This window comes from Nostoc sp. (genome assembly GCF_036919675.1).
Classification (GTDB): Bacteria; Cyanobacteriota; Cyanobacteriia; order Cyanobacteriales; family Nostocaceae; genus Nostoc.
Window position 1 is genome coordinate 1 of record NZ_JBALCP010000068.1, and the last position, 16,483, is coordinate 16,483.

The 16,483-nt window shown below is 43.2% G+C and carries 12 protein-coding genes; 5 read left to right on the top strand and 7 right to left on the bottom strand.

Features of this window, described 5'->3' with window-relative positions:
- Window positions 1–235 precede the first annotated feature (235 nt).
- The 5 genes from V7K49_RS14630 to V7K49_RS14650 all read right to left on the bottom strand — a co-directional run bounded on the left by V7K49_RS14630 (window position 236) and on the right by V7K49_RS14650 (window position 7,864).
- Window positions 236–688 carry a nitrate reductase associated protein gene (locus tag V7K49_RS14630; RefSeq protein ID WP_335206157.1) on the bottom strand — a complete coding sequence of 151 codons (453 nt, stop codon included), beginning with the start codon at window positions 686–688 and terminating at the stop codon, window positions 236–238.
- Window positions 689–942: 254 nt separating this feature from the next.
- The gene (locus V7K49_RS14635) at window positions 943–1,395 is read right to left on the bottom strand and encodes a phosphate-starvation-inducible PsiE family protein (protein WP_335206158.1); all 453 of its coding nucleotides are present in this window, start codon (window positions 1,393–1,395) and stop codon (window positions 943–945) included.
- 287 nt (window positions 1,396–1,682) lie between these two features.
- Entirely contained in the window at window positions 1,683–3,908 is a 2,226-nt protein-coding gene (locus tag V7K49_RS14640; RefSeq protein ID WP_335206159.1) for a molybdopterin oxidoreductase family protein, read from the bottom strand.
- A gap of 560 nt (window positions 3,909–4,468) precedes the next feature.
- Window positions 4,469–5,971 carry a NarK family nitrate/nitrite MFS transporter gene (locus tag V7K49_RS14645; protein ID WP_335206161.1) on the bottom strand — a complete coding sequence of 501 codons (1,503 nt, stop codon included), beginning with the start codon at window positions 5,969–5,971 and terminating at the stop codon, window positions 4,469–4,471.
- A gap of 321 nt (window positions 5,972–6,292) precedes the next feature.
- Complete coding sequence (locus tag V7K49_RS14650) at window positions 6,293–7,864, bottom strand: ferredoxin--nitrite reductase (protein ID WP_335206162.1); 1,572 nt, start codon at window positions 7,862–7,864, stop codon at window positions 6,293–6,295.
- 501 nt (window positions 7,865–8,365) lie between these two features.
- On the opposite strand from V7K49_RS14650, the gene V7K49_RS14655 reads away from it, so the two are divergent.
- The 4 genes from V7K49_RS14655 to V7K49_RS14670 all read left to right on the top strand — a co-directional run bounded on the left by V7K49_RS14655 (window position 8,366) and on the right by V7K49_RS14670 (window position 12,872).
- Entirely contained in the window at window positions 8,366–8,779 is a 414-nt protein-coding gene (locus tag V7K49_RS14655; protein ID WP_335206163.1) for a QcrA and Rieske domain-containing protein, read from the top strand.
- A 17-nt stretch (window positions 8,780–8,796) separates the two neighbouring features.
- Entirely contained in the window at window positions 8,797–10,098 is a 1,302-nt protein-coding gene (locus V7K49_RS14660; RefSeq protein ID WP_335206174.1) for a HEAT repeat domain-containing protein, read from the top strand.
- A 667-nt stretch (window positions 10,099–10,765) separates the two neighbouring features.
- A complete protein-coding gene (locus tag V7K49_RS14665) occupies window positions 10,766–11,713 on the top strand; it encodes a LysR family transcriptional regulator (RefSeq protein ID WP_335206164.1) in 948 nt (315 codons plus the stop codon).
- 85 nt (window positions 11,714–11,798) lie between these two features.
- On the top strand, window positions 11,799–12,872 hold the full coding sequence (locus V7K49_RS14670) for an anthranilate phosphoribosyltransferase family protein (RefSeq protein ID WP_335206165.1): 1,074 nt from the start codon (window positions 11,799–11,801) through the stop codon (window positions 12,870–12,872).
- Window positions 12,873–12,953: 81 nt separating this feature from the next.
- Here the strand turns inward: V7K49_RS14670 and V7K49_RS14675 are convergent, their stop codons facing one another.
- Both V7K49_RS14675 and V7K49_RS14680 read right to left on the bottom strand, forming a co-directional pair.
- Window positions 12,954–14,378, bottom strand: a complete 1,425-nt coding sequence (locus V7K49_RS14675; RefSeq protein ID WP_335206166.1) for an LCP family protein — start codon at window positions 14,376–14,378, stop codon at window positions 12,954–12,956.
- Window positions 14,379–14,664: 286 nt separating this feature from the next.
- The gene (locus V7K49_RS14680; protein ID WP_442938324.1) at window positions 14,665–15,057 is read right to left on the bottom strand and encodes a hypothetical protein; all 393 of its coding nucleotides are present in this window, start codon (window positions 15,055–15,057) and stop codon (window positions 14,665–14,667) included.
- A gap of 244 nt (window positions 15,058–15,301) precedes the next feature.
- On the opposite strand from V7K49_RS14680, the gene V7K49_RS14685 reads away from it, so the two are divergent.
- Window positions 15,302–16,468: an AI-2E family transporter gene (locus V7K49_RS14685; protein ID WP_335067440.1), complete on the top strand. Its 1,167-nt coding sequence runs from the start codon at window positions 15,302–15,304 to the stop codon at window positions 16,466–16,468.
- The last annotated feature ends 15 nt before the right edge of the window (window positions 16,469–16,483 follow it).

Sequence of the window (16,483 nt, forward strand, 5' to 3'; positions counted from 1 at the left end):
ATCAGTATATGGTTTCTGTCTTGGCGGCGGCTCTCCCAAACTCAACACTCTCCTAGAATCCACCTGTCAATAGGGTTTGAGACGCGCTAACCCTGAGCTACGTTAGGCGTTAGCCTATGCGGGAATTTCTGATACATTACAGCACTAACTATGCCGTAATGTATCATTTAAGGGCGGCAAGTTAACAAAGTGTAATCCATCTTATAGATTTGTTCTGTTAATGACTGTTGACTAATTAAAGCAGATGGAATTCTGCCATTGCTTTAGGAAAGTTTTTATTTTCATGTCCTGGGCGGCTGAGTTTAATCAAGGCAAAACGCTGTAACGGCGTTAAAGCTGCCCAATGTTGCTGTGTCAGGGTTACACCTATTTCTTGAGCTTTTTCCTGGATGCTGGCTGGTGCAATGGCAGAGTCTAGCCATGCAGGATGAGGCTCGATGGGCAATTTTGTAGCTGCTAGACCCGTGCGTTGTAAAATTAATTGCTGGATATGCTCGCGGTAAGACTGAATTTCCGTTTCTGTAGTGCAAGGTAATTCGACTAAAGCTTGACGCTCGGCTGTAGTCATTTGATTCCAATCAGACAATTTTACCTTGATGCCACAAGTGTCTAAATTGTAACGCACCTGCATGGGTATGCAACGCAGGGAATCAACAAAGTCTGCTTCAAATTCAAAGAAATCTGCCATAAGTAAGTATTCAAAATTTGAGCATTCAAAATTAAGGGTTTTTAATCATCGATAATTTTTATATCTCAGTTACATAAATTATGAATTAAAAACAAGACTTATCTAGCGATCGCACATTAATTATTTGTCTAAAATACAGTTGAGGCTAATTTTAAGTATCAAGTATACTATATTATTTGGCAAAAATTTTATCGTAACCTAGATTTAACTACATTTATGCCTGAAAACAGCTTATTACGTCTTTATTTTTAACGTCAATTTTTGGAATTACTTAGACGAATTATCAGATAACTAATTGAGAGGGCAAGAATAGCAATTCCTAAACCAATTATATCAATACCTGAGACTTTGTCTAAGTCAAGAATAATAATTTTTCTGGCAACAGCAATTAAAGATGTGACAATAACTAATTCAACTTGAAAAACGTGTTTTCGTAAATAAGCTGTGATATTCTCTAAGATTTCTAAAGCAATTAAAATATTCAAAAATAGCCCAAAAATTTTATACAATGTTGTGTTAAACTTTGCATAAGGCGCTGTAAATAACTCTTTAAAAATAAATATTCCTAAATCCCCGATCGCTACCAAAATCACCATTACCATAAAAATAGATAGAGCTTTAGAAACTAGCACTTCTATGTTTTCGATAATGTGCATGAAGTTCTCATCTTTGGTAATTACTAAAATTTGCCTTAATAGCTTTCTCATAGTGCTGCACCCGATTCTCAAATAAAATAAAATCCTATAGATAAATCTAAAGGATTAAAAAAAGAGGACTTGCCAAAGCTTTGTAAGTTTTTTATTCTTTATCCATAGCTAAAATCGACGCTAGTAAAACCTCTTCTTACGAGAGATTTAACCTCTTTAGATATAGTAATTGGTAACAGCCAAAATTAGACAGTCATAAAAAATGATAATAACTATTGACCATTGACTATTGACGAAATTACCTATTGCTGATTAGAAATTATCTCTTGAGCAGTACACTTAGGAGCTTACCATTGTGAGGACTGGAGTTGATAATCTTTGACTGTTACTTGCACAGAAATTGGTATCAGCTGCACTGCACAGGCTTTTAATTCTGGTTGCAGCGAATCGGGGCACGATTCGGGATGGGTGAGGGCATTAGCTTCGGCATTGTCTGCCCACAGCGAACCCCAGTGCATGGGGACAAAAACTGTACCAGGCGCGATCGCTTTTGTCACTTTAGCAGGAAACTTAGCTTTACCTCGACGCGATCGCACTTCTACACACTGATTATCTACAATACCTAACTGAGCAGCATCACGGGGATGAATTTCGATAAACGGTTCGGGATGCATTTTGCAAATTTTTTCAATCCGCCCGGTGCGTGTCTGCGTGTGCCAGTGTCCATAAACGCGCCCATTAGTTAGCACAAACGGATAATCTGGGTCTGGTGGTTCTGCCAATCCCTTCGAGTAATATGCCCCAAATTGAGCGCGTCCGTCAGGGGTGTGGAAGTGCAAATCAGTGTATAACCTTTTCCCAGAGCGATTGGCAGATGCTTCTCCCCCTGCTTCCCCTACTCCTCTGCTTCCTCTGCTTTCTTCAGGATGAGGCCATTGAGTCGGGCCTTCTGTTTGTAATTGCTGATGACTGATACCCGTCATATCGCAGGGGCGAGTTTTAGTTAGTTTGGCAAACTCGGCATAAACTTCAGCAGAGTTAGTAAAAGCAAACTCTCTCTCAAAACCTAGTCTCCGTCCAACTTCTGCAAAAATTTCCCAATCCACTCTAGCTTCTCTTGGCGGTTGGCGGAATGCTTGACACAGAGTTACCACTCGTTCGGAATTTGTCATCACACCAGTTTTTTCACCCCACTGGGCTGCTGGTAGCAAAACGTGAGCATAAGCAGAGGTTTCTGTAGGATAATAAGCGTCTTGGTAAATGGTAAAAGGCGATCGCAACAACGCCTTCTTAGTCCGCTCTAAATCTGGCATACTCACAGCTGGGTTGGTAGCTGCAATCCACAATAACTCTACAGCGCCATTTTCCAAGCCAGTAATCATGTCCCAAGCAGTCAAACCGGGATTGGGCGAAATCTGTCCTGGCTTGAGTTCCCAAAACTCCTCAACTTCTGCTCGGTGCTGAGGATTTTTTACCGCCCGATAACCCGGTAATAAATTCGCCAAACCTCCAGCTTCCCGTCCTCCCATTGCGTTTGGCTGACCAGTGAGGGAAAAAGGGCCAGCCCCAGGTTTGCCAATCTGTCCAGTCATCAGGTGCAGGTTAATGATAGTTCTTACCTTAGCTGTCCCTTCTGACGATTGATTTACACCCATTGACCACAAAGACAGTACCCGCTGTGATTCACCCCAGTAGCGAGCTGCTGTTTCTAAATCTTCAATGCTGATTCCACATTGACGAGCTACTATTTCTGGGGGATAGTGGCGAATCACTTGGGCGTATGCCGGAAAGTTGCTGGTGCAGTCGTCCATGAACATGGTATCAAGGTAGTTCCAGCGCATCAACAAGTGGGCAATGCCGTTTAACAAGTCGATATCTGTACCGGGACGAATCGCTAAATGCAAATCAGCGGCTTCTGCTGTTGGTGTGCGACGGGGATCAACCACAATCATTTTGACTTTGCGGTTCTTTTTGTGGTACTTCTCCAATCGGTTGAAAACGATGGGATGACATTCGGCTGTATTAGTGCCAATTAAAAATGCACAGTCAGTTAACTCCAGGTCTTCGTAACAGCATGGGGGGCCATCTGAGCCAAAGCTTTGAATGTAGCCAGCTACAGCACTAGACATACATAAGCGAGAGTTAGCATCAAAATTATTAGTACCCAGACAGCCTTTCATGAGTTTCTGGGCTATGTAGTAATCCTCAGTTTGAAACTGACCAGAACCATACATACAAATGGCTTCTGGCCCTTGGGTGAATAGCACAGTTTGAATGCGCTGCGTGATTATATCGAAGGCTTCATCCCAACTAACGCGCCGAAACTCCTGATCTAAGGAGTCTCGCACCATTGGGTAATGTAATCTATTTTTATCTAAAGATTCCGCGATCGTTGCACCTTTGACACAAACCATTCCCTGACTGGATGGATGGGCTTTATCGCCCCGCACCCGCCAAATCAGATTTCCTTGGCTATCTCGATTAGTCGCTTTGCCATGTTGATCTGGGGGTGAAACTTCTAAACCACAGCCAACACCACAATAAGGACAAAGGGTCTTGATAAATTCACTCATGGCGGTTGTACCATTTTGTTATTTTGATTGTGCAACCTCAGATGTAGCGACAGTTGGAGAAATTCTTGTGTTGCACGCCAATTCTGGATAAAGATATCAATACGCTTGAGTTAAGAATATATAAGTTGGGTTTCCCTCCTCTCATCCCAAAATTAAACGCTAATTGTTGAGTTCCTTCCTCAACCCAATCTACTACTACGTAGGGTGGGTTAATTATTACAGGTCGATACATTGGCATTGCAGGTCTGGCATTAATAATGCAGGTTGATACATTGGCATTGCAGGTCTGGCATTAATAATGCAGGTTGATACATTGGCATTGCAGGTCTGGCATTAATAATGCAGGTTGATACATTGGCATTGCAGATCGATGCATTGGCATTGCAAGTCTGGCATTAACAACGCAGGTCGATACATTGGCATTGCAGGTCTGGCATTAACAATGCAGGTCGATGCATTGGCATTGTAGGTTAAGAGATACTGTAGGCAAGCGGGGAGAAGAAACTTTAATGTAAGTCAAAGACGGGGTGAGATTCTTATTTTTTATTTATGCAATAAGTCTATTCTTCCGCTAAAAAGGGAGGGTTTTCAGTTGCAGTTTCTGGTAATTCACCTTCATAAGCAGCAGCAAAGGAACCTTTTGGCTCTTTCAGGAAGAAGGCACACATAAAAGCGCAGACTATGGCAGCTAAACCCATTGTGCTAAATAGTGTAGATGCGTCAGTTAAACTAAAAATTGTCAGGTAAACCACGCCGCCAAAATTACCGTAAGCTCCCACATTACCGGCAATTTGTCCTGTGGCTTCTTTCTTTATTAGGGGTACGATGCTGTAGGTTGCACCGCAGCCAGCTTGGGCAAAGTAGGCGGCAAACATTGTAACTGCGATCGCTAGCGGAATCGGCCAGTTACTATTAATAAAATGTGCCATTAAATAACTAACACCAATACCAACGCTGATAATTGTCATTGTCCATTTACGTGAGCCAAATTTATCAGAAATTAAGCCACCACTAGGACGAGAAATTAAGTTAAGGAAGGGATAGGTGGCAGCAATCATCCCAGCTACAACATGCTCTAAACCAAAGGTTTTCTCAAAAAACGCCGGGAGCATAGAAACAACTGCCAGTTCGCTGCCAAAGCTAATTATGTAAGTGAATTCGAGTAAAGCTACTTGACCAAATTGATAACGTTCAGATGGAGTATAGATTTTTTTGCCAATTAGAAGTTCTCGGTTTACCTGCGAAGCTTTATAACTTTGGTAAGCAAACAATCCTGCTAATAGCAACCAAGTCAGATACATTTGACTCAGAGTTAGGAAGTGAATATTCTTTTGTTCTAAGCGCCAAGCTAATAAACCCAAGGCGAAAATCAAACCAAAATTCGAGATAATCATCGCCCAGAAGCTTTTGATGCTAGTCACTTCCAGAGAACCATTCTTTTTAGGTTTATTGTAGACTTTGCCTGCGGGTGTATCTTGGACGCTATTGTAATAAATTACGCCGTAAATAGCAGTTATGATCCCTGTGAGTGCGATCGCTAACCGCCAGTTAGAAGCGCCACCAGCGAAAAAGCTAGTAGAAACTGCAAGTATCGGCAAGGCAAATTCTGCGCCAAAAGCTCCAAAGTTGCCCCAACCGCCATAAATGCCTTGAGCAATTCCCATCTCCTTCGGCTGGAACCATTCCGCCACCATGCGGATACCTACAACAAACCCAGATCCGACAATTCCCATCAGCAAACGACTGATAACTAGTTGATTAAAATCTTGCGCTAGCGCCGTCGCTAAACAAGGAACAGCCGCAAACATCAGCAAGATTGAATAGGTGATTCTGGGGCCAAAACGATCCAGAAGCATCCCAATAATTAATCGGGCGGGAATTGTTAGGGCCAGGTTACAGATGCCCACAGTTTTGATTTGCTCAGGTGCTAAATGTAGCTCCTTGCCAATGGTTGTAGCAAAGGGGGCAAAGTTAAACCAACAGACAAAGGTGAGAAAGAAAGCAAACCAAGTCTGATGTAAGATGCGGTAGCGATCGCTGAATGAAAATAATCCTTTAAGCATTCCAATCTTCCTAATTGAATAAAATACGGAGAAGAGGTAGGGAAAGATGAGCCTTTGAACTCGGAGGTTGAGCCTTTTATCTCGGAAGTTGAGCCTTTGAACTCGGAAGTTGAGCCTTTGAACTCGAAGGTTGAGCCTTTGAACTTGAAGGTTGAGCCTTTTATCTCGGAAGTTGAGCCTTTGAACTCGAAGGTTGAACCTTTGAACTCGAAGGTTGAGCCTTTGAACTCGGAAGTTGAGCCTTTGAGGTCGAAAGTTGAACCTTTGACCAATGCCCAATGCCCCCGATAAGCACTAGCAATTACTAACTACTAAGGCTTCTCACCTGGGTTTGGCCCCAAAGTTTTTGATGAGTAAATCTTGCAATACTGGTTGCAAGTCTTCGCAAGGTATGCTTTTGATGACGCAAGTTCCCAAATGAGCATCTTTGCCAACTTTGCCGCCCATATATATGTCAACGGCTTCCAGGGTTTTGCCATTTTTGCGAGTCTTAGTTCCCATCAAGCCAATATCTGCAACTTGGGGTTGTCCACAGGAATTGGGGCAACCTGTCCAGTGAATTCGCACTGGCTTGGTGAAAGTTAAGTCTTCTTCTAAGGCTTTAATCATTGCCAGGGCGCGGTTTTTAGTTTCGATCAGGGCGAAGTTGCAAAATTGTGCGCCTGTACAGGAAACTAGCGCTCGCATCAACAAACCTGGGTCAATGGAAAACCTTTCCAGCAAAGGCTCTGTTAAAAATGTTGCTAAACGCGAGTCACAAATGTTGGGAAGGACGATGTTTTGTTCAACGGTGAAGCGAATTTCTCCACTGCCGTAAACTTGCCCTAGACGGGCAATTTCAAACATATCTTCAGCATATAGTCGCCCGACTGGAATGTGCAAGCCTACGTAATTTAATCGCGGTTGTTTTTGTTTATATACCCCGATGTGGTCGCGTTTTTCCCAGTCGATTTCGTCTTTTGCGGCTGCGGGTAAGAATGATTTACCCAAACGCCTTTCTACTTCTGCTCGAAACTTTTCTAAACCCCATTGATCAATTAGCCACATCAGCCGGGATTTTTGCCGATTAGTACGCGGGCCATGATCACGAAAGACTTCCAAAACCGCTCTACATACAGCTACTACATCTTCGGGAAGCACCCAAGCATTTAGAGGAATCGCCGCTTCACAACGTTTGGCTGAGAAAAAACCACCCACTAAAACGTTAAACCCGAAAATTTTTTGCTGGGAATGGACAGAGGCTAAATTTTCCTCCCCTGCTTCTTGAAATGCTGGAACAAAAGCTAAATCGTTGATTTCGGCGTGAACTGAATTGTCTCTTCCACCTGCGAGCGCAATGTTAAACTTCCGTGGTAAGTTGCTAAACTCTGGGTTTCCTTCGCCTTTGTTGGTGAGCATATCTTGAATTTGCTGTACCAACTCTCGTGTGTCGTACAACTCATCTGCATCCAACCCCGCCACAGGATCGCCTGTGATATTGCGGACGTTATCCATCCCTGACTGAACGCTGGTTAAACCAACTGTGTCAAATCTATTAAAGATATCTGGTAAATCTTCAATTCTGATCCCTCGTAATTGGATATTCTGTCTGGTAGTAATATCAGCGCAGCCATCATCTCCATAGCGCTGCACCACTTGGGCTAAAACACCCATTTGACTGCTGGTGAGAATACCGTTGGGCATCCGTAACCGCATCATAAACTTGCCTGGGGTGACTGGGCGAAAAAACACACCCACCCACTTGAGTCGATGATCCCGATCGATTTCATCCATTGCTTCCCAGCCCAAGGCGGCAAATTTCTCTATCTCACCCCTGACGGCGAGTCCATCTTTTTCTGCTTTGAATTTCTCAAACTTATTAAGGTTGGTAGTGGTAGTTGCTGTGTCTGTCATGAGTCTGATCGTTACAAATTACTAAATATGGTGATAATTGCCCAACATCAACCAACCCGTAGTTCCATCAGGTGTTATATCTACGAAGGTTAGGGAATAAAAACTTAATATTTGCTTACGGCTGATTATTTTTACTTAAGAGCATTCCAAAGCGAAACCCCAATCCATGATTAATTAAGGAAAACTTGTCGGCATTTACATCTGGGAAATTTGTCAAGCAGCTTTAGATACTGTTCATGTAACAATTTCGATACTCATAAGTTAAAGGGAGATTTCTGTTAAAATCGTATAAATTGTTACGATTTTTTGGTAAGATTGCTGAAAATGGATGAAAACTATGCATTTTCTGCATCAAAGTCAGTCATGAGCCACAAAAAGCCCTTGATGAAAAGTATTTGAAATAACCGAAGCGATTTTGGACTGCCATAGATTAATCCAAAATCCAAAATCTAAAATTGAGTGGCAGATGTTAGCTAAAACTTAGATATTATTTCAGCAGCTATGAAACGTCGTGATTTTATTAATTGGGTAGGTTTGGGTTGGATAGCGAGTTCTCTACCTGTAGCGATCGCAGCCTGTTCTTCTCAAACAACTTCAACATCTGGGAATTGGCAAACAGTAGGCACCTCGGCAGAATTAGATAAGACTGGCCAATTGCTAGCTAAAAACTCACCTGCTGGGCCTGTGTTGGTAGTCGGCACATCTAAAGCTGGAAATCTGACAGCTGTTAACCCTACCTGTACTCATGCAGGTTGCACCGTAGCATGGAAAGCTCAGGCAAAAAAATTCGCCTGTCCCTGTCATGGTTCGGAATTTGGGGTTGATGGTAAAGTCCAAAAAGGCCCAGCGACAGAAGCGCTTAAAACTTACGCCGCCAAGATTGAGGGCAATTCAGTTGTAGTCAAGCCAAGTTAAACAATACAATTCAGGGTATCGTGAGTAATATCAACCAGCTTTTGGTGCAAGCCCGGACAGCATACGATGCAGCTGATTGGTCATCACTAATTCAATATTTACAAAAATTAATCTTGGGGGTAGACTCTGAACATCCAGAGATAGTTAAAAATCAAGAATATCTGCTGACATTAACACTTTCAATGTTAGAGATGGGGGATTTTCAACAACGCTGGGAAATTACCAAAGTGCTGACTCACTTAGGAAAAATTGCCATCCCACCACTCATTGATATCTTAAAAGATGAAGATGCAGAAGAAGAATTACGCTGGTATGCAGCGCGGACTTTGGGCGAATTTCAGCACCCTGAAGCGATCGCCCCCTTGGTGGAATTGTTGAAAACCGATGAGGATGAAGAACTCAAAGCGATCGCAGCTACAGCACTGGGGCAAATGGGTACTGTTGCTATTACTTCACTAACTGAACTTCTAGCAGCTGAAGATACACGGCTTTTAGCAGTGCGATCGCTTTCCTGTATTCCGCAAACAGAAACCATCACACCGCTGTTGAGTGTAGTGCAAGATTCACAAGTAGCAATCCGCGCTGCCGCAATTGAAGCCCTCAGTAGTTTTCATGATCAACGTGTACCGCCAGTATTGTTAAACGCTTTGGATGATATAGCTCCTACAGTTAGGCGTGCAGCAGTGCTTGGTTTAGGTTTTCGCCCCGACTTACGCGAAGCATTAGATTTGGTGATCAGACTGCAACCCAAGCTTTACGACTTTAATCTTGATGTTTGTTGTGCAGCCGCAGTTTCCCTTTCTCGGATGGGTAGTGAGCAGGCAGCCCAGGAATTATTTAAGGTGCTAATATCACCCCATACACCGCTACCACTGCAATTAGAAACCATCCGCGCTTTGGTTTGGGTGGGGACACCATCCAGTTTGGAATATTTACAAACAGCATTTAACCAAATCACTTCAGAGACACTTTGGCAAGAAATTGTTACAGTTTTGGGGCGAGTCCAAAAGCCGCAGTTAACTACACCAGCCGCAGAAATTTTACTGCAAGTATTGCGATCGCAGCATCCAGCCACAGAGATTGCTAGCATCAAAAGTGCGATCGCTTTATCTTTAGGACAGTTAGGCAAAATGCAAGCTATCGAACCATTGATTTCACTGCTAGCCGATTCAAATGCATCTGTGAGACTACATGCGATCGCTGCACTGAAAAATCTGGATGGGGAAGCCGCACATCAAAAATTGCAGCAGTTAGCAAATAACGCCACACTGACACCAGATTTGCAACAAGGAATAGCGATCGCTTTGGCTGAGTGGTAATTTCTCTCAAACGACGATGGGGAGGCAAAAAGAATATTTCGTTACATTGCGAATTTAAAACTTTGCGTCTGGTAACTTCCACAGAATTAATATTGATTAATCCAGCCCCGGCATAATTACAAGGAATATCTGGTTTATCCTTGTCATCAAAAGCTTCTTTATAAACTTATCGATAAGAGTCAATTAAATGCTTGAGTGAGTTGGTATCAACATATTTAAGATTCTTATTATTATCAAGTTCTTGCCGAAACCATAACCAATATGATGCTATTGCTCCAGTAGATTTTAAGGATTTCTTAAAAAGCTCAATAAAGATTCCTGGACAGGCATAAGAGGCATGTATCTGACTATTGTCACAAAATGCCTTTAAAATGTACTGCCATTGAGTTAGATCGAGAAACTCTACAACTCTGATAAGCAATTTCGCATTATTTGCGGCATTAACAATTCAAGAAATTCATATATTTCAGCAGAAAATAGTCAGTTATTTTTTGGCGAGATTTTCCAAAAAAATCTGTGCAAAGCGGATAATTGACGATTAAGGCAGTCAAACCTCTTTTACACAAATATAAATCAGAGAAAAATTACTGTAACAAACTATACTAAATTACGGATAAAAATCCGTTAACTTAATGAAACCGATAAATGTAATTCAGGCTACATAAAAATGCGCCTAGAGCAGTTGCAAGCCTTTCTAGCGATCGCCCAAACCGGCAGCTTTCAACAAGCAGCGCGAACATGTGGTGTCACCCAATCGACGATTAGTCGCCAAATCCAGGCATTGGAAGCAGATTTAGGTGTAGAACTGTTTCACAGAACAAGTCATGGAAAATTGACACTCGGAGGTGAATGTTTACTGCCCCGTGTCCGCAAAATTTGCCAAGAATGGCAGACAGCTACAGAAGAATTAGCTGATTTAATAGCCGGAAAGCAGCCAGAACTATGCATCGCAGCAATTCACTCTGTTTGTGGATTTTACTTACCACCAGTGTTGCAAAAATTTTGTCATGATTATCCAGATGTACAATTGCGGGTGACTTCATTGGGAAGCGATCGCGCCCTGAAAGTCCTCAAAGATGGATTGGTGGATTTAGCAATTGTGATGAATAATCGCTTTTTAACCACTGGTAGAGAAATGGTGGTAGAAGTACTTTATGATGAACCGATAAAAGTTCTAACAGCAGCCAATCATCCACTAGCCCAATATGAATGCGTTCCTTGGTCGGAGCTAATTCGTTATCCCCAAGTGGTTTTTAAAGATGGTTATGGGATGCAGCGCTTAATACAAGATAGATTTGAGCGAATGGAAGCTAAACTCCAGGCAGCTTTAGAGGTAAATACCCTAGATGCTTTCCGGGGAGTGGTACGCCAAGGAGAACTGATAGCTTTGCTACCTCAATCAGCATTAGTGGAAGCACGCCAAGACGCTACCCTGGCGATTCGTTCCTTAGCCAGCAATAATACTAGTGGTTTAGCAGATGGTTCCAGTTTGACTCGTCGGGTAGTTATGGTAACAACTCAAGACCGACTCCAAATTCCCCCCATCAAGCACTTTTGGCAACTAGTGCAGGAAAATATTCCATTACAAATTGATCAGCAGCGATCGGCTTCTTAAGTGTCATTAGTTATTAGTCATTGGTCATTAGTCATTTTCAGAAAGGACAATGGACAAATGACAGTGGACAAAGGACAAAGGATAAATGAGCAATGTATTTAGGGAATTCCTGCAAAAAGTAGGTAGCGGAAACCACACAGCCGAGAATTTAACTCGCGCCCAAGCAGCTACCGCTACAAAAATGATGCTGCTGGGTGAAGCTACATCAGCCCAAATCGGAGCGTTTTTGATTGCTCATCGAATCAAGCGTCCCACAGGGGAAGAGTTAGCAGGAATGTTGGATGCCTATGATGAACTGGGGCCAAAACTGCAACCAATCGTTTCTGGACGACCAGCGATCGCTTTTGGCATCCCCTATGATGGCAGAACACGCACAGCACCAATTAGTCCTGTAACAGCTTTACTACTCGCCGCAGTTGGACAACCAGTGGTAATGCACGGTGGCGATCGCCTACCAACGAAATACGGTTTACCCCTAATAGAGATTTGGCAGGGTTTAGGAGTCGATTGGACTACGCTACCACTAGCAAAAACCCAGCAGGTGTTTGAGCAAACGGGAATCGGCTTTATTTATCTACCTCAGCATTTTCCGTTAACTACAAGTATTTGGGAGTACCGCGACCAACTCGGCAAGCGTCCGCCTTTGGCAACAATGGAGCTAATATGGTGTCCTTATGCTGGGGATGCTCACGTAATTGCTGGGTTTGTCCATCCGCCGACAGAAGGGATGTTTCAGATAGCTCTGGGGCTGCGGGGAGTAACAAAATTTACATTAGTGAAAGGATTGGAAGGTAGTTGCGACTTACCGCGCGATCGCACTGCGATCATTGGCTTATCTTCATCCGTAGCATCCCAAGAGGTAGAACGATTGCACCTCGTACCGCGTGATTACGGCTTTACTACCAAAAACGTACCCCTTGGAACTACTGAAGAACTAGTGGCGGATATTCAGGCGGTTTTGGCAGGTAAACCAAGTGAATTGATGGAAACAGCCTTATGGAATGGCGGATTTTACCTATGGCAGAGTGGTATTTGTCCAGATATGTCAAAGGGTTTAGCTAAGGCAGAAGAATTATTAACCAATGGTGTGGTAGCAGCTAAACTCCAAGAACTCAACCAGGTAGTAAATTCACTGTCAGCAGCATTTGTGCCAGTGTAAACAGTTCAGTTAGAAACATGGATCTGATCACTTCAGGGTCTCAACATAACTCGTAATTAATTACAAATTACAAATTAGTAATTATTTGGTCAGCGACTCCTCCAAAATAGATTTTTGTTGCAACCAATCCTGACCCACTTGGATACTGATATCTGAGCCGAGGTTGCCAGTGCTTTCCACACGCACTTCGCCAAATCCCAAAGTGTTGCGAACTGATTCGGCAGTGTCACCATCTCCTTGCTGGGCGACAATGTGAGTTACGTCTAGAGGTTCACCCCATGCCTTGGCTACATAGATGTTGCGATATCCAGATTTTTCCAAGGCTCTAATTAATGGCTGGAGATTAGAGCGATCGCCACCTGTACTATCTTGAATTGCTACACGCAAAGAGCGTGGATCAGTTGCAGTCGCATGCTGTTCCTGTTCTGATTCCAAACCAAAGTGTTGAGCCATCAGTTTGGCAATACCATCTTTGTTGGGCAACCAATAGCTAGCATCAAACTCATTCTTCTCGCTAAAGCGACCTGGCAGCATTAACATTTGCATATTAGAGCGATTTGTCTGCACCCCAAAACCCATAAGCGCCAATAATTCTTCAACCGTCAAGTTGGTATCAATGTGGTCTTTCACTACATCAAGAACTTTAGGTAATTGAGCCACAGTAGCTGGGTTGAGTGTTTGATCCATCAAAGCACGCATAACCATTTGCTGCCGCTGAATCCGGCCAATATCTCCGAGTTCGTCATGGCGGAAACGCAGCAATTGCAGTGCCTTCTCGCCGTTGAGATGCTGCTTACCCGCCTTCAAATTGATGTACAAATGCTGGGAATCATCTTGGTACTTCATATCTTTGGGGACGTAGACTGTTACGCCCCCTAAAGCATCGATTAGCTTGGCAACTCCCAGAACATTAATTCGGATATAGCGATCAATTCCCGCCCCACCTAAGAGATTACTGACGGTTCTGGCAGTCAAAGCTGGCCCACCGTCAACATTGGCAGCATTAATTTTTTTCACCCCATACCCCTCTATTTGTGTGCGGGTATCTCTGGGAATGGAGAGCATGATTATTTTTTTCGTCTCTGGATCAAATTTGAGCAAGAGCATCACATCGGAAAGACCATCAAAGGAGTTTACCTGGGGCTGGTATTTGAGGTTTTTGGTTTCTGGGGGAGGGTTTTGGATATCCGGGGGAAGTACGCTCATCCCCAAAACTAAGAGATTCACTGGGCGAGTTAATTGTGAAAATCGCAGCCCACCTCCAGAAATGCGATCGCCATCAAAGGCCGCCTCATCCTTTGGACTTAGCTGGGCTTGTTGCAAAGGCGTACTGGTTAAAGACACCGCCAAAAGCGCCCCTGCTGTTGCTGACACCATTGCAATACCACTCATACCTACCCAAAACCACAGCCAACGTCCGGATTTCGAGTTCTGAGAAATTTTTTTACTGGACTTAGAGGCTTTTCCTGACTGGTTTTCTTCCGCCGAACTTCTTTGAATGGTCACAGACTTCCTCACACTTACTCACTAATCAAATTCGGTAAATTTGCAGACTAAAAACATGCAGACAAATCAACCCATAATAGCTAACTCTTAATTATCAGTGCTAACTTTTTTAATGTAGTGTCAACCACAACACTTATAGCAACATTTTTCCTTCTTTTGGGCCAATCTAGAGATGTTTTACTGAAGTATGGCAATAATAAACTGGATTTGACTAGATATATAGATAAATCAACCGGATTTTTTTAGGAAATAAGTAAAAATACTGGAAAAGTATCATCCACAAAAATTAAGATAAATACTTACCCAGCACTCGTTCTGCTAAAGTATTAAACCCTGGTAAACGCCCAGATTTGCCCTGCATCAGGCGCAAAATCAACCAGACACTTACTAAAAAGTAACCTGATGTGAGAAAGCTATTGAGGATAAATAGACGTAGCGTCAAAAAATCTGAAGTTGCTGCACTAGTAGCTAATAATAGATATCCCAACAGCCAAGTAAGCGCCAAAGTAATAGACAGACGACTAATAGCAAGTTGTTCCCGACTACCCTGGCCCCGATAGAGAGTCCACAAGGATGGAAAAAAGCCGATGATCGGAATCAAACATAAAAGCAACTGTGTTTTGGGGATTGGGGAACTCGGGGCCCCTGGAGGGGATAAGGGGTAATGGGGATTGGGCAGAAGAGGCAGAGGGACTCTTTGCTGGGTGCAAGGGGGAGAATTAAAAATTACTTCTTTCCCCTCTGCTCCCTGCTCCCTGCTCCCTGCTCCCCCACTTCCCCAGTCCCTATTTTCTCTCGGTTCAAAATTTTCCATATAGGTTAGTCTAACTCTTAAACTAGGAGGATGAATAAGACTCATATAGTCAGAGATAATAAGCTGTAAAGAAAGATTTAACTTAGTTCTATCCCGCAATCAGCTCAAAATGCAGACACGCAAGCTACTCGACTGGTGGCAAACATTCACACCAATAGCGCGAATCGTAACGATCGCGTTATTCGTTCCGTTGCTAGTTCTAAATGGTTGGGCACTTTCGGTATTTTTTAATTATTTCCATTCTCTCATAGTCATTTTAGTTGGAGCCTCAGTGCTAGCATTTCTGCTCAACTATCCCGTGAGTTGGATGGAGCATCAGGGTGCTAGGCGAGAGCAAGTCGCTATCCTAGTATTTCTCTTGGCTTTATCGATTTTATTGGCGTTGGGTGTTACACTTTTTCCGCTGGCCCTTACCCAAGCTCAACAACTGGTGGCTCGTTTGCCAGAGTTGATCGACTCTGGACGCTCTCAGTTAATGATATTAAACGAAAAAGCTGAGACTTTTGGCTTACCGATTAACCTCGATGCTCTGGTAGTGCAAATCAACGATCGCGTCAAGGGACAATTACAAGCGATCGCTGGACAAGTTTTAAATCTGGCGGTAGTTACAGTCACTAGTCTGCTAGATATTCTCTTGACGATGGTTTTGACTTTCTACCTTTTACAGCATGGGGGTGAACTCTGGCAAAGTTTAGTGGAATGGCTACCTAATAAATTTCGCGATCCTTTCTCCAAAACAGTCCGCCTCAGCTTCCAAAATTTCTTTATCACCCAGCTGATTTTATCTACTTGCATGGCATCAGCCCTCATTCCTACCTTTTTGTGGCTGAAAGTACCATTTGGTCTACTATTTGGTCTAACTATTGGCCTGATGGCTCTCGTCCCCTTTGGCGGTTCTGTAGGCATCGCCCTGACTACACTATTGGTAGCGTTGCAAGATTTCTCAATGGGTGTGAGAGTGTTGATAGCAGCAGTAATCGTACAGCAAATTCTCGAAAACTTAATTGCCCCCCGAATTTTAGGTAGCTTTACTGGTTTAAATCCAGTTTGGATTTTAATTTCAGTCTTAACAGGGGCAAGAATTGGCGGACTGTTGGGTGTAATTGTGGCGGTACCCACAGCTGTTGTGATTAAGACCGCTTTAAGTGCCTTGCGTCCTGGTAGCCAGACAAACGACAGCGCCACTGGGGAGATAACTGCACCCGTTGCAGCAAACGAGTCCCCGAAAGCTGACGCTAAAAACACTCTGAGTATTTCTGAAGCGACATTACCCTAGAATTCAAAATTCAAA